Origin of the sequence: Nonomuraea sp. NPDC003709, assembly GCF_040610775.1 — a bacterium.
GTDB lineage: Bacteria > Actinomycetota > Actinomycetes > Streptosporangiales > Streptosporangiaceae > Nonomuraea > Nonomuraea angiospora_A.
In genome coordinates, this window is sequence record NZ_JBEXMW010000022.1 from 36,692 (window position 1) to 51,079 (window position 14,388).

The following is a 14,388-nucleotide window of genomic DNA, read 5'->3' on the forward strand; positions in this document are numbered from 1 at the left end:
CTATTTCTCGGACCGGGTGACCCGAGGGGTAGGGTACGGGCGTGAATCGTCGTCCGGTCACCCTCGTCATCGCCGCCGCCATCGTCGCCCTGGAAGGCTTGGTGGCGCTCAGCCTCGGCATCTACGTGGCCGTGGAGACCCTGGTCAGCACCCCGGACAATCTGACCACCGCCATCGCCGAGTCGGCCTTCGGCGTGCTGGTCGGAGCGGGCCTGCTCTGGGTGGCGTGGGGCGGGCTGTTCAGGATGGAGCGGTGGGGGCGGTCGCCCGGCGTCCTGACGCAGATCTTCATGGTGCCGATCTCCGTCACGCTCATCCAGTCAGGCCAGCCCCAGCTCGGGATCCCGCTGATCGTGATCGCGGTGGCGGGGTTGGCGACGCTGCTGGCGCCGCCCACCACGCACGCCCTCTACGGAGACGGCTAGTCTTCGGCGGTCAGACCCTCGCGCAGCTGCGCGAGGGTGCGGGCCAGCAGGCGCGAGACGTGCATCTGCGAGATGCCCAGCTCGGTGGCGATCTGCGACTGCGTCATATTGCCGAAGAAGCGCAACAACAGGATGCGCTTCTCCCGCGGCGGCAGCCGTTCGAGCAGCGGTTTCAGCGACTCGCGGTATTCGACGCCCTCGAGCGACTCGTCCACGATGCCGAGCGAGTCGGACACCGCGGGGGCGTCGTCGTCGCCGGAGTCGGGCGCGTCGAGCGACACGGTCGAGTAGGCGTTGGCCGACTCGAGGCCCTCGAGCACCTCCTCCTCGGTCATCTTGAGGTAGGAGGCCAGCTCGGCGACCGTCGGCGCGCGGCCCTCGCGCTGCGAGAGATCGCTTATCGCCTTGGTCAGCGAGAGCTTCAGCTCCTGCAGCCGGCGCGGGACGCGGACAGCCCAGCCCTTGTCGCGGAAATGGCGCTTGATCTCGCCGACGATCGTGGGCGTGGCGTACGTGGAGAACTCCACGCCGCGGTTGAGGTCGAACCGGTCGATGGACTTGATCAGGCCGATGGTGGCGACCTGGGTCAGGTCGTCGAGCCACTCGCCCCTGTTCCGAAAGCGGCGGGCCAGGTATTCGACCAGGGGAAGGTGAAGCTCGACCAGCTCGTCTCTGATGCGCTGGCGGCGCGGCTCCTCGGGGCCCAGCTCGGCCAGCTCGGCGAAGAGCATGCGGGCACGCACCCGGTCGGGCACGGCGTGTTCGCTGGTGGCCATGGCTCCAGTCCTTTCCGTCACGCCGGCCTCGCTGCGCCTCGGCGCTTACGCAGGACGATAGCCATGCGATCTGGGGAGTCGGTCACCGCGTCGACGTCGTCGGCCAAGGCGGTCAGCACCATCCAGGCGAAGTCATCGCGTTTGGGCGCGGAGCTTCCGACCGTGGCCACTTCGACCCTGACCTGCATCTCATGCCCGGTCAGCTCGAACTCGGCAGTGAGGTCGGTGCCGGGCACCGCCTCGCTCAGCAGCATGGCGCACGCCTCGTCGACCGCGATCCGTAGATCCTCGATCTCGTCGAGCGTGAAGTCCAGCCGCGCCGCCAGCCCGGCGGTAGCCGTACGCAGCACAGACAGGTAGGCACTGGCGGCGGGGAGCCTGATGCTCACCACGTCGCGGATGCCGGCCACGCCCTCCGCGCGCGTCTCGGTTTCCTCGGTCACGTTCCTCCTCGCGTTTCCGACGCCAACTGCAACTTACCGCCCCCGGGAGGTGCTTGGACGATTCAGACTCGCCATCAACGGAAAAGGCTCTGTACGGCTGCTGCCGTACAGAGCCTTATGTGCCGTTTTAGGCGGCCTTGGTCTCCCAGAAGATCTTGGAGATCTCGTCGATCTTGCCCAGCAGGTCCTCGGCCTTGGCGACGTCGACCGTGCCCTTGGCGCCGGCGGCGCCCGCGAGCTTGGTGGCGTCCCAGAAGAGCTGGTGAAGCTGAGGGTACTGCTCCAGGTGCGGCGGCTTGAAGTAGTCGGTCCAGAGCACCCACAGGTGGTGCTTGACCAGCTCGGCCCGGTCCTCCTTGATGGACAGCGCGCGGGCGCGGAAGACCGCGTCCTCGTTGGCCGCGTACTTTTCCATGATCGCCTTGACCGACTCGGCCTCGATGCGGGCCTGAGCGGGGTCGTAGACCCCGCAGGGCAGGTCGCAGTGTGCGGAAGCGACATGCTTGGGTCGTAGCAGTCGTGCGAGCATCAGAAAGTCCTTCCTTGATGCTGAATCAGCTTGGTCCACAACCGACCTTACTCGGGTCCCAACGCCTGCGGAGTAGGGGGTCATTGCCCATGAGAGTGCGTGTCGAGGGCGATTCGATGCGCCCCGCGCTGGTTCCCGGGGACTGGCTCCTCGTACGCCGGGGCGCCACCGTGCACCCGGGAGATCTCGTGGTGGCGAGACTTCCCGGTGATCCCGAGCAGCTCATCGTGAAACGGGCGCAGTGGCACGGACAGGACGGATGGTGGCTGGAGAGCGACAACCAGCGGGCCAGCGGGCGGCGTGACAGCTGGGACTTCGGGCCGGTCCACGACATCGTCGGACGGGTCGTGCTGCGTTACTGGCCCCTCCTGCGGCGGCGTTAGGAGCCGTTGCGCCGGCGGGCGCGGAAGGCGGCGACGTTCGCGCGGCTGGCGCAGCGGGAGGAGCAGTAGCGGCGCGAACGGTTGGACGAGGTGTCGAGGAACGCCTTGCCGCAGCGCGGCTCCTGGCACCGGCCGAGCCGGTCCGCGCCCAGCTCCGCCACGACCGCGGCCAGGCCCATCACGGCGCAGGCGGCGGAGTCCTCGGCCAGGTGGAGGTGCCAGCCCCCGCCGTCGTGGTCGGTGAGCTGGGGGCGTACGGGATAGCGCACGAGCAGGGCGTTGAGCCGCGCGGCCACGGCCCGTTCGTCGTCGGCCTCGTCGAAGGCGGCGGCCAGCTCGTCGCGCAGCGGCCTCAGCTCCGGCGGCGGGTCGGGATCGTTGACCAGCCGGACGGCCCACTCGGCGTAAGAGGTGAGGTCCATGCGGGTGTATTACATCACGGGCCACGCCGATCGGGGCCGGGTCTTCCGGCGGGGAGTGCGGTCAGGCGCGGCTGAGAAGGCGTTTCAGGGGCCGTGCGCGCCGGCGGGTAAAGAGGGCCCTGGGGCAGCGCTTCGAGGCGTACATGGGGCGCTGAGTCCGGTGGGCGGGGCGCTCCGTACGGTGGTACGGGCGGATGCGCCCCGCCGTGCCTGCCGGGCCTACTCCTCGGGGTGCAGGACCCGGTGGAGGAAGGCGCGTGTGCGTTCCTGCTGCGGGTCGCCGATCACCTGCGCCGGCTCGCCGTCCTCGACGATCACGCCGCCGTCCATGAACACCACCCGGTCGGCCACCTGCCGCGCGAACCCCATCTCATGGGTGACCACCAGCATGGTCATGCCCTCCTCCGCCAGCTTCCGCATGACGGTGAGCACGTCTCCCACGAGCTCGGGGTCGAGCGCCGAGGTGGGCTCGTCGAACAGCATCAGGTCCGGGTTCATGGCCAGCGCCCGGGCGATCGCCACCCGCTGCTGCTGGCCGCCCGAGAGCTGCGCCGGGTAGGCGTCGCACTTGGCGCCGACGCCGACCTTGTCCAGGTTCTCCCTGGCGACGACCTCGGCTTCTTTCTTGCCCCGCTTCAGCACCCGCTGCTGGGCGATCATCACGTTCTGCAGCGCGGTCATGTGCGGGAACAGGTTGAACTGCTGGAAGACCATGCCGATGCGGCGGCGTACGGCGTCGATGTCCACATCGGGGTCGGTGAGCTCGACGCCCTCCACGAACACCTTGCCCTTGGTGGGCACCTCCAGCAGGTTCACGCAGCGCAGCAGGGTGGACTTGCCGGAGCCCGACGGCCCGATGACGCAGACCACCTGGCCGGGGTCGACGGTCATGCGGATGCCCTTGAGCACCTCGTTGTTGCCGAAGTACTTGTGCAGGTCCGCGAGCTCGATCGCGTGCGTCATCGGTTCCTCCCCTTGCGTCCTTCCAGCCGGGTCGCCAGATATCCCAGCGGGATCGTGACGATCAGGTACGTCAGACCGGAGACCATGATGGGCGTGGCGTTGGAGTGCTGGGAGGCCAGGTCGTTGCCGAACTTGGCGAGCTCGACATACTCGCTGGACACGCCGAGGAACAGCACCAGCGAGGAGTCCTTGAGCAGGGCCACGAACTGGTTGGTGGTCGGCGGGATGACCATGCGGAGGGCCTGCGGGATCACCACGGTGAACTGGGCGCGGGTGGCGGACATGCCCAGCGATCTTGCGGCCTCGACCTGCCCCTTGGGCACGGCCTGCAGCCCCGCGCGGAACACCTCCGCCTGGTAGGCCGCGCCGATCGCACCGAGCCCGAGGGCGACCTGGCCGTATGTGCCGAAAGGCACCTCGAAGCCCGGCAGCGCCAGTGGCAAGAAGGTGATCATGATGAAGATCAGCAGCGCGGGCAGGCCACGGAAGATCTCGATGTAGACGATCGCGATCCACCGGTAGGGCCGGACCGGCGACAGCCGCATGAGCGCGAGCAGCAGTCCCACAACGAAGGCGAGGACGAATCCGGTGACCGTGTAGATGACCGTGTTGCGCAGCGCGATGGTGAACAGTTCCGGCAGCGTCTCCTTCGCCACGTCGGGCTTGGCGAAGTTCTGGGCGAGGCTGCCCCAGTCCGCGTACAGGACGAGGAGGCCGAGCACGACGACCAGGACGGCATACTGGATGCCGCGGCTGATCTGCTGCTTCTTCCGAGGGCTGAGCCCGGCGCGCGCGGGCTCAGCCGTCTTCGGCTGGTCGGCCATGGATCAGCCCAGCTCGCCGGGCTTCTTGCCGAACCACTTCACGTAGATCTTCTCGTAGGTGCCGTCTTGCTTGGCCTTGGCGATCTCTTCATTGATCGTCTTGAGCAGCACCGGGTCGGCGTTCTTCTTCAGGCCGAGGCCGTACTGCTCGCCGGTGTCCAGGCTGCCGATCAGCTCGAACTTCGCGGCGACCTCCGGCTTCTTGAGCCAGGTGAGGACCACGGGGAGGTCCTGGACGATCACGTCGGCCTGGCCGGCCTGCAGGGCCAGCAGCTCCTTGGCGGAGTCGGCGTACTCGGTCGGGTCGAAACCCTGCTTCTTGACGTAGTCGAGGCCCGTGGTGCTGGCCTGGGCGCCCAGCTTGAGGTTCTTGGCCTTGACGTCGGCCAGCGACGTCGCCCCGGTGCCCTTCTTGGCGAGCAGCGCCTGGGTGGCGTCGAAGTACGGGTCGGAGAAGTCGATGTTCGCCTTGCGCTCCGGCGTGATCGTCATGCCGGCGGCGGCCAGGTCGCACTTCTTGGCCGCCATGGCGGCACCGCTCTTGATCACCGCGAAGTCGATGTCCACGATCTCCTGGGTCACGCCCAGCTTCTTCGCGACAAGGTCGACGATGTCGACGTCGAAACCGACGATCTTGCCGCTCGCGTCCTTGAACTGGAACGGCTCGTACGGGATGTTCGTACAGACTGTGAGCTTGCCAGGCTGCACCAGCTGAACACCGCCGGCCGCGGAGGTGCTCGCGCCGGTCGTGGCGGAGCTCGAGCTGTTGCCACCGCTCCCGCACGCGGTCAGCGCCAGGGCGGCGGTCAACACGAGCGCGCCGGCGGCATAGCCACGGCGGCCCTTGGGGCTGAGGGCCATGTACGGCCTCCTCGATGTGAAAAGCCAGGAAACTTGCGTTTTGTGCAGTTTAAATGGGGTTTTGCACCGGTCAGCCATCAGACATTTAACGATGCGTCAACGGAACGGCGTCGGCACTGACACCGAGTCCATCTCACCATGTGGCACGATAGGGAGACGGGTGACCCCCGTACCCCTCTGAGACGACCGACGAGGGGATTCTGGCAGCTACCGAGGCCAGCCCGCTCGCGCTCGCCCGCCGAAGGTTTCTTCCGCTCCCGATGACTACAGGGGTCGCTGTGGCTGTCACGCCCGCTTCTGCTTCCGTTCCCGTCGAGCAACTCGATCTCGATCCGGCCTTCGCGCTGCACCGCGGAGGCAAGCTCGAGGTCCGCTCCACCGTTCCCGTCCGCGACGCGGACGATCTCTCCCTCGCCTACACGCCCGGCGTCGCCCGGGTCTGCACCGCCATCGCCGAGACGCCCGCGCTGGTCAACGACTACACCTGGGTCTCCAACGTGGTGGCCGTCGTCTCCGACGGCACCGCCGTGCTCGGCCTGGGCGACATCGGCCCCTCGGCCGCCATGCCGGTCATGGAGGGCAAGGCGCTGCTGTTCAAGCAGTTCGCGAACGTCGACGCCGTCCCCATCTGCCTCGACTGCACCGACGTCGACGCGCTCGTCGAGACCGTCGTGCGCCTCGCGCCGTCGTTCGGCGGCATCAACCTCGAGGACATCAGCGCCCCGCGCTGCTTCGAGGTCGAGGACCGGCTCCGGGAGCTGCTCGACATCCCCGTCTTCCACGACGACCAGCACGGCACCGCCATCGTGGTGCTCGCCGCGCTCCAGAACGCCGCCCGCCTGACCGGGCGCTCGCTCGGCGACCTGCGCGCCGTCGTGGCCGGCGCGGGCGCGTCCGGCGTCGCGGTCTCCCGCATCCTCCTGGAGGCGGGCATCGGCGACATCGCGGTCGCCGACTCCAAGGGCATGATCTACGCGGGCCGCGAGGGGCTCAACCCCGTCAAGGAGGCCCTCGCGCGCGACACCAACCGCGCCGGCCACACCGGCTCGACGGAGGACGCGCTGGCGGGCGCCGACGTGTTCGTCGGGCTGTCCGGGTCGACCGTGTCCGAGGCGGCCATCGCCTCCATGGCGCCCGACGCCATCGTCTTCGCCCTGTCCAACCCCACCCCCGAGGTCCACCCCGAGGTGGCCGCCCGGCACGCCAAGGTCGTGGCCACCGGCCGCTCCGACTTCCCCAACCAGATCAACAACGTGCTGGCCTTCCCCGGCGTCTTCAGGGGCGCCCTCGACGTGCGCGCGTCCGCCATCACCGAGAACATGAAGGTGGCCGCCGCCAACGCGCTGGCCGGCGTCGTCGGCGACGACCTCTCGGCGACGTACGTCATCCCGAGCCCGTTCGACGAGCGCGTCGCGCCCGCCGTGACCGCCGCGGTCGCGGCCCAGGCCCGCGCGGACGGCGTCGCCCGCGTCTGACCTCTTCGTACGGGGGCCTCCTTGGATCAGGGAGGCCCCCGTTTCGTCGTGGAGTTGGTGGTCTCTTTGAGAACCGCCCTGAAACCTTTACTCAAGGTGCTATAACAGTAGCTCTCTGTAAGGTGTGGGCGCCCAACTCCTGTGACGAGGAGAGCGATGGAACGCGAGCCGAACCGACTGCTTCAGCAGCTCATCGCAGAAGCGGGCTTCTCCCACAAAGGACTGGCCAGGTGCCTGAACGATTGGGGAGCCGCCCGTGGCACTCCGGGCCTCAAATACGACCACAGCTCCGTGTTGCGCTGGATCGGTGGTCAGAGGCCACGTGACCCGGTGCCCTACCTGCTCGCGGAGATCTTCGCGATGCGGCTGGGCCGACCGGTTACCTCGGAGGACCTGGGCATGCCGGCGATCCTCACACCCCTCGATCTCGGTCAGGAGTTCACGCACACGTGGCAGGAGGGGGTCGCGACCGTGACTGCGCTATGGCGGGCCGACGTGGAGAGGCGGAGGTTCCTGATCGACTCGACCTTCGCGATAGGAGCGGGCTCCGTGGGAGCCATCCGCTGGCTGACGTCCCCACCCGGGGGACAGCTGAGCGGCACGGGCGGGCGTCGGGTGGGCCGCGCCGACATCGCCGCCATCCATGAGGTCACCCGATCGTTCGGTGAGCTCGACAACCGTTTCGGCAGCGGCCGGGTCCGCTCGTCCGTGGTCAAATATCTGGACACCGCCGTCTCGCCACTGCTCAAGGACGGCCTGTACGGCGAGTCCACCGGCCGCCGCCTGGCCGCCGCGGCCGCCGAGCTGACCCGCCTGGCCGGCTGGATGGCGTACGACATGGAGCAGCACGGTCTCGCCCAGCGCTACCTCATCCAGGCGCTCCGCCTGGCCAGGAGCGCCGACGACCACACCCTGGGCGGCGAGATCCTGGCCGGCATGGCCCACCAGGCCATCTACATGGGCCAGCCCTCCCACGCCCTCGACCTGGCCCGCTCCGCCCAGATGGCGGCCCGCCGCGCCGGTGTGCACACGCTCCTCGCCTCCGCGCACGTCCTGGAGGCCCACGCCCACGCCGGCCTGGGCGACGCCCGCTCCTGCGGGGTCTCCCTGCACGAGGCGGAGTCCGCCTTCGACGCCCGTAAGCCCGACGACGAGCCGGTCTGGCTCAGCTACTTCGACGAGGCCTACCTGTCGGCGAAGTTCGCCCACTGCTTCCGTGACCTGGGGGAGGGGGAGCGGGCCGTGCGACAGGCCCGGCGCTCGCTCGACATGGACTCCCGCTACGTCCGCGGACGGATGTTCAACCTGTCGCTGCTGGCCGCCGGGCTGCTGCAGTGCGGGGAACTGGAGGAGGCGTGCTCGGTCGCGGGCACCGCTTTCGCGCTGGCGGGGGAGCTGCAGTCGACCCGGTCGCGGTCGTACGCGGCCGACCTGCGGCGGCGGTTGGAGCCGTACAAGAACGAGCGGGCCGTGCTGGCGCTGCGCGAACGGACGCGGGAGCTCACGTCGGTATGACGCAAAAACGGCCCGGGTGCTTGTCACCCGGGCCGTCCTTCGTGTTGCCGTCTACGTGCTGCCGTCTACTGGAGAAGCTCGCCGTTCGGGCCGACGATCTTCTTGGTCTCCGCGTAGTTGGCCTTGTTGTACACGTCGGCCACCTCACCGTCGAAGATCGCCGAGCTGATGTAGTCGACCCGGCCGTTGCCGTCGTTGTCGTGGAACAGGCTGGTCACGCCGTTGACGTAGCCGGTGCGCTTGTTGTTGTCGTACTTCATGAGCCAGGGGCCGCCGTCGGCGCCGGGGGTCATGGAGCACTTGAGCAACTGGTGCGTCTCGACCTTGAACGTGTTGACCTGGTAGCTCTTGGTGGCGGTCTTGCCGGAGCACCACTTCGGCGTCACGCCGGTGAACGGGCGGTCGCCGTCGGGGTGCGGGGCCGAGGGGTAGCCGAAGACGGTCACCGGCTGGCCGAGGGGCTGGTTCCAGGCCACACCCTGCCCGCCGACGACGTCACCGAGCCGGCCCATGTCCTTGGCGATCCCGAGGATGTAGTGGGCCTCGTAGTACTTACGCGACGTGCCGGGCTTGACCCACTTCTGCGTGTAGTAGTGGGTGATGATGTAGTTGCCCAGCTTGTCGGTGCCCTTGACCCCGGGGCCCTGGTAGGCGTCCTGCTGAGGCTTGGTGACCTGCTCCACGATGGGCTCGCCGAACTTGAAGCCCTGGCCCTTGCCCACCTTCGCGTCCTTGTACGCGGACTCGCTGACTTCGACCTTCTCCAGGACGGCGCCGGGGTAGTCGGGGCCCACGAGGTCGGTCGGCTTGTCCTCGCCCTCCGACCAGCAGTCGCCGAGGGTCAGCTGGCACTTGAGGAACTCCACGGAGCTGATCTCACGCGGCTTGACCCACTTGTCGCCGGCCCACGCCTTGAAGTCGTTGCGAGAGACTTCCTTCTCGCCGGCCAGCGAGAATCCGTTGTGCACCGCGACGAACGCGAAGTCGCCGTCGTAGTCGTCGTAGGTGTCCAGGTCGTACGCCGTGAAGGCGTAGGCGCCGACGTAGACCCCGAAGGGGGCCTTGCCCTGGTAGTAGCCGGGCACGAAGATCCACTTGTCGTAGACGTCGTCCTTGCCGTTCGCGAAGACGCAGTGGCCCGCGGTGGCGACCAGGTTGCGGTTCCTGGACTGGATGGACGTGGCCGAGCACCAGCGGTACTGGCCGGACTTGTCGAGGAAGAACACCTTGCCGATGGTCTTGGGCAGGTTGATGTTCTTGGACACCGTCGCCTTGGGGGCGGTGGTCGGTCCGGTCATGCCCGGCTTGCCGTCAGGGGCGCCGTTGCTGCCCGTCGACACCAGCTTGGAGACGTTCTTGGCGTCCAGGTTGTACTGGGTGGCCTTGCGCAGGGCGGCTCCGTTGGAGTCGAGCCAGAAGAAGGCGTCGCCGTACGCGTCGGCCGGCTTGGGCGCGAGATTGTCGGTGGCCCAGCTCGGTGCGGCGGTGGCTGGGACGGCGAGGGCGGCGGCACTCAGGCAGGCGGCGGCTAGGGGGATGAGCAGGCGCTTCAAGGGAGGCTCCACAGTTGTCAAAAAGGGTGTAAAGACACTATCGACCCTTTAGTCACCCTGGTAAGGGTGGTTGCCAGATTTCTCAGCAAAAAGGCCGAAGGGCCCGGCAGGATGCCGAGCCCTTCGGTATTGCTAAAGAACGACGAACAAGTCTTCGTTCCGATCCGCAGCGAACTACGGGATGAGCTTGCCGCTCCACGCAGCCGCAGCGGCCTTGTAGACGACGTTGGTCTCACCGTCGAAGTACGGCGACGTGATCGTGTCGTACCGGTTGTTGCCGTCGGTGTCAGCGATGAGGCTGGTGACACCGTTGACGTAGCCGAGACGCTTGGCGTTGCTGTACTTGTACAGCCACGGGCCGCCGTCGTAGCCACCGGTCACGGTGCACTTCAGACCGACCTGCTCCTCGACCTTGTACTTCGGCACCACGACGTAGTTGGTGGCGGTCTTGCCGTAGCACCACTTCGGCGTGACACCGGTGAAGGGCTTGTTGCCGTCGGGGTGAGCGCCCTGCGGGTAACCGAAGGTCCGGACGTACTTGCCACGCGGCTGGTTCCACGCGAAGCCCTGGCCGCCAACGTTGTCGCCGAGGCGACCAACGCTCTTGACCTCGTGGACCACGATGTACGGCTCGAGACGGACGTAGCGGGCGACGTTACCCTGCTTGTACCACTTCTGCACGTAGTAGTGCGTGAGGGTGGAGTTGCCCTTCTCGTCCAGCTTCACATCGGCCGGGAACTTGCCAGGGTTCGCCTTCTTGTCCTGGAAGTACTTGTAGGCCTCCTGGTAGGTCACGTTCTCGACGATGGGCTCGCCGAACTTGTAACCCTGGCCCTTGCCGACCGCAGCAGCGTCGTAGACAGCCTTGCTGACCTCGAAACGGTCAACCACGGCGCCGGGGTAGTCCGGGCCAGAGGCCTCGTCGGCCTTGCCCGGGTCCACGTCGTAGTACTCCGTGGTCTTCGGGTCGAGCTTGCCCTTCTTGTACTCGTCCTCGGTGACCGTGACGTCCTTGACGAACTTCTCGCCCGTGTAAGCCTTGTAAGCGGTCCAGTCGACCAGCTTGGGCTTGTTGAGCGTGCCGCCGATGCCGTCGTAGACGGTGACGAAGGCGTAGTCGCGGTCGAGGTCCTCGTACACGTCGAAGTCGTAGTGGGTGAAGGCCTGCTTACCCACGTACACGCCCCAAGGAGCCTTGCCCTGGTAGTAACCGGGGACGAAGACCCAGCGGGACACGACCTCGTCGTTCGCAGCCAGGTCGTACACGCAGTGACCGGCCGTGGCGACCAGGTTGCGGTACTGCGACTGGATCGAGGTACCGGAGCACCAGTACAGCTTGCCGTCGCGGCCCTCGAAGAAAACCTTACCGATGGTCTTCGGCAGGTTCACGTTCTGAACCTTGACGGTGGTCTTCTTCTCCTCGCCGATGGGAGCGGTCGACCCCGGCTTGGTGTCGTTCGTATACCCACCCTTGGAGGAGATCTTCGAGACCTCGAGCGCGTCGGGCGTGAACGCCACGGCGCCCTTGAGGGCCGCGTTGTTGGACTTGGTCCAGAAGTCCAGGGTCTCGGCCGCCTGGGCCGCCGTCTTGGCGAGCGGGTCGCTAGCGACGGTGTTGTCGGCCTGAGCCTGGGCGGTGCCAGCCAGACCAGCAGCCAGCAGACCAGTGGCCAGAATGGCGCCACCGGCCGGGAGGAGGATGCGCTTCATGGAAACTCCTTGCGCTGTCGTGGAACGCCTCTTGCGTCCCATGCGTCAGTAAAGGGATAGCCAGGAACATACAGTGTGGATCTTGCTCGCGGGTAGCCGCTTTGACAGGAAAAGAGGCGACAAGACGGGCGTGACCGTTCTGTGATGTTTAAACGGCTGATGCGCAGGAGTCGAGGAAAGCTTGCTTCGGGACCGTTTGCCCTGATCAACATAAGAGAGTTGTCAGTGCGGTTCGCGGGGTCCGAGTGTCCGTTCGATCGCGGTCGAAGAGGCTATGTGATGCAGATCACATTGGATTGATGGCACCGTCTGGGCGCCCCATGCGTCCAACGGCCCTTCACTTTTGGCGGGAACGCCGAAGGGCCCGGCAGGATGCCGGGCCCTTCGCAGGAAACGGTTATACGAACGGTCTAAGACCGGTCGCTGTCCGTCACCTTAGACAATCTTGCCGGACCACGCGACCGCAGCGGCCTTGTAGACCACGTTGGTCTCACCGTCGAAGTACGGCGAGGAGATGTAGTCCACGCGACCGTTGCCGTCCTGGTCGTTGAAGGTGCTCACGACACCGTTCAGGTAACCGAGACGCTTGGAGTTGCTGTACTTGTACAGCCACGGACCACCGTCGGCGCCCTCGGTGAAGGCGCACTTGAGGGCCACGTGCTCCTCGATCTTCTTGGCAGCCGAACCGACCAGCTTCTTCGTGGTGTTGCCGTAGCACCACTTCGGAGTCACGCCGGTGTAGTTCTTGTTGCCGTCGGGGTGCGGAGCGGCCGGGTAGCCGAACACGCGGACGGGCTTACCGGTGGGCTGGTTCCAGGCGAAGCCCTGGCCGCCGACGTTGTCACCGAGACGGCCCGCGTCCTTGGCGAAGCCCTCGACGATGAAGAAGACGGTCTTGTAGAACTTCGTCTCGGAGCCGGCCTTGTACCACTGCTGGACGTAGTAGTGCGTGATCGTCCAGTTGCCGCGGGCGTCCTTGACGACCTTGGCCGGGTACTTCGCCGCGTCCTTCTTCTGGTTCTCCTGGTAGGCGGCGGCTTCGCTGTCCGTCACGATCTCCGTGACGGGCTCACCGAACTTGAAGCCGTTGCCCTTGCCGACCTTGGCAGCCTTGTAGGCGTCCTCGGCGACCTCGACCTTGCCGACCACGGCACCCGGGTAGTCAGGGCCGGTCGCCTCAGGCGCCGTGCCCCTCTTCACCCAGTACGCCTCGGTCGAGGTGGGGTCGAGCTTGCCCTTACGGAACTCCTCGCGGCTGATCTCGACGTCCTTGGCGTCCTTGATGCCGGTGTACTTGTCCCAGTCGGCCTTGGAGACCTGCTTGGGCGTGCCACTGCCGAGCTGGACACCGTTGTACACGGTGACGAACGCGTAGTCGCGGTCCCAGTCCTCGTACACGTCGAAGTCGTAGTGGGTGAAGGCCTGCTTACCCACGTAGATGCCCCAGGGGGACTTGCCCTGGTAGTAACCGGGGACGAAGACCCACTTGGACATGACGTCCGAGTTGGTCGCCGTGTCGTACACGCAGTGACCGGCCGTGGCGACCAGGTTGCGGTACTGGGACTGGATCGAAGTGGCGGAGCACCACTTCTTCTCGCCCTTGCTGTTGACGAAGAACACCTTGCCGATGGTCTTCGGCATGTTGACGTTCTGGACCTTGACGGTCGTCTTCTTTTCCTGGCCGATCGGAGCCGTCGAGCCGGGCTTGGTGTCGGCGCTGTAGCCGCCCTTGCTCTGGAGCTTGGCGATGTCGCCCTTGTCCCAGACGTTCGACTCCTTGGCGGCCCGGAGGGCGGCACCGTTGTTGTCGGCCCAGAACTCGGCAATGGCCTTGGCGTTCGCCGCGCTCGCCGCCATCGGGTCACTGGCGACGTCGCTGGCGGCCTGGGCGGTGCCGGCCAGGCCGGCAGCCAGAAGGCCGGTAGCCATGATGGCGCCACCGGCGGGGATGAGGATGCGCTTCAAGGGAACTGCTCCTTGCTCTGTCGTGGGTCGCAACATGCGTCCCATGCGTCAGTAAAGGGATAGCAAGGAACATAGCGTGGTGATCTCCGCAGGTGGAACCCGGTTTGGACGATCCGGTAGGCGCTCCTACCGCCGTTACCGTGCTGTTATCAGTCAGAGATCTTCGCGCGCGGTGATTGGATAGTTACGTTTTCGCTGGGTATGGACGGGTTGTGGCAGATGGGACCCGTGTGCCGTTAGCTGTTCGCCACATAACGTAGCCGACAAAACGTGACCCAGATCACAGGAACCGGATTGGCGCCTAATCCGTCTAACTCGCTCCAATCCTCACAGGTGATCTTCAGGTTCGGGTTATAGAGGCCGAAAAGAAGCCGTCCTCGCCGGGGGAGGGGGCGGCGAGGACGGCTGTGGAGCGCCAGGCGTGGCGTCGTAGGGGAGACACCCCCGCGCCTGGCCTATTTGGACTGAGGCGCCCTTGGCCGCCTCAGTGTGCGTGATGGCGGGCGAGGAGCTGGAGGGGTGCTCCTCGGCCGTCGGAGGAAGG

Annotated in this window: 14 protein-coding genes; 4 read left to right on the forward strand and 10 right to left on the reverse strand. The window is 66.7% G+C overall.

The genetic code is table 11. The features are described from left to right. Positions 1-41: 41 nt before the first annotated feature. Complete coding sequence (locus tag ABZX61_RS47765; protein ID WP_355205118.1) at positions 42-425, forward strand: hypothetical protein; 384 nt, start codon at positions 42-44, stop codon at positions 423-425. On the opposite strand, the gene ABZX61_RS47770 is transcribed toward ABZX61_RS47765, so the two are convergent. From ABZX61_RS47770 to sodN, 3 genes are all read right to left on the reverse strand, one after another. Further along, entirely contained in the window at positions 422-1,201 is a 780-nt protein-coding gene (locus ABZX61_RS47770; protein WP_176573444.1) for an RNA polymerase sigma factor SigF, read from the reverse strand. The two genes, ABZX61_RS47765 and ABZX61_RS47770, sit on opposite strands and share 4 nt — an antisense overlap. Positions 1,202-1,218: 17 nt before the next feature. Then, positions 1,219-1,644, reverse strand: a complete 426-nt coding sequence (locus tag ABZX61_RS47775; RefSeq protein ID WP_127936220.1) for an anti-sigma factor — start codon at positions 1,642-1,644, stop codon at positions 1,219-1,221. Between the two features lie 127 nt (positions 1,645-1,771). Next, complete coding sequence (sodN, locus tag ABZX61_RS47780; RefSeq protein WP_355205121.1) at positions 1,772-2,173, reverse strand: superoxide dismutase, Ni; 402 nt, start codon at positions 2,171-2,173, stop codon at positions 1,772-1,774. Positions 2,174-2,262: 89 nt separating this feature from the next. Between sodN and ABZX61_RS47785 the strand changes: the two genes are divergently transcribed. Beyond that, a complete protein-coding gene (locus tag ABZX61_RS47785; RefSeq protein WP_355205124.1) occupies positions 2,263-2,556 on the forward strand; it encodes a S24 family peptidase in 294 nt (97 codons plus the stop codon). Here ABZX61_RS47785 and ABZX61_RS47790 read toward each other — a convergent pair. The 4 genes from ABZX61_RS47790 to ABZX61_RS47805 form a co-directional block, all read right to left on the reverse strand. Then, a complete protein-coding gene (locus ABZX61_RS47790) occupies positions 2,553-2,978 on the reverse strand; it encodes a CGNR zinc finger domain-containing protein (RefSeq protein WP_355205127.1) in 426 nt (141 codons plus the stop codon). The two genes, ABZX61_RS47785 and ABZX61_RS47790, sit on opposite strands and share 4 nt — an antisense overlap. Positions 2,979-3,197: 219 nt before the next feature. Then, the gene (locus ABZX61_RS47795; protein ID WP_355205129.1) at positions 3,198-3,941 is read right to left on the reverse strand and encodes an amino acid ABC transporter ATP-binding protein; all 744 of its coding nucleotides are present in this window, start codon (positions 3,939-3,941) and stop codon (positions 3,198-3,200) included. Next, complete coding sequence (locus ABZX61_RS47800; RefSeq protein ID WP_355205132.1) at positions 3,938-4,765, reverse strand: amino acid ABC transporter permease; 828 nt, start codon at positions 4,763-4,765, stop codon at positions 3,938-3,940. The genes ABZX61_RS47795 and ABZX61_RS47800 overlap by 4 nt, the downstream gene beginning before the upstream one ends. A gap of 3 nt (positions 4,766-4,768) precedes the next feature. Beyond that, entirely contained in the window at positions 4,769-5,626 is an 858-nt protein-coding gene (locus tag ABZX61_RS47805) for an ABC transporter substrate-binding protein (protein ID WP_355205135.1), read from the reverse strand. A gap of 278 nt (positions 5,627-5,904) precedes the next feature. On the opposite strand from ABZX61_RS47805, the gene ABZX61_RS47810 reads away from it, so the two are divergent. Further along, positions 5,905-7,101, forward strand: coding sequence for an NADP-dependent malic enzyme (locus ABZX61_RS47810; RefSeq protein ID WP_355205138.1), 1,197 nt, complete (start codon positions 5,905-5,907; stop codon positions 7,099-7,101). A 156-nt stretch (positions 7,102-7,257) separates the two neighbouring features. Further along, a complete protein-coding gene (locus ABZX61_RS47815) occupies positions 7,258-8,616 on the forward strand; it encodes a hypothetical protein (RefSeq protein ID WP_355205140.1) in 1,359 nt (452 codons plus the stop codon). Between the two features lie 65 nt (positions 8,617-8,681). On the opposite strand, the gene ABZX61_RS47820 is transcribed toward ABZX61_RS47815, so the two are convergent. The 3 genes from ABZX61_RS47820 to ABZX61_RS47830 all read right to left on the reverse strand — a co-directional run bounded on the left by ABZX61_RS47820 (position 8,682) and on the right by ABZX61_RS47830 (position 13,844). Next, positions 8,682-10,169, reverse strand: a complete 1,488-nt coding sequence (locus ABZX61_RS47820) for a hypothetical protein (protein WP_355205143.1) — start codon at positions 10,167-10,169, stop codon at positions 8,682-8,684. A gap of 174 nt (positions 10,170-10,343) precedes the next feature. Beyond that, positions 10,344-11,879, reverse strand: coding sequence for a hypothetical protein (locus ABZX61_RS47825; protein ID WP_355205145.1), 1,536 nt, complete (start codon positions 11,877-11,879; stop codon positions 10,344-10,346). Positions 11,880-12,314: 435 nt separating this feature from the next. Further along, entirely contained in the window at positions 12,315-13,844 is a 1,530-nt protein-coding gene (locus ABZX61_RS47830; protein WP_355205147.1) for a hypothetical protein, read from the reverse strand. Positions 13,845-14,388: the final 544 nt, after the last annotated feature.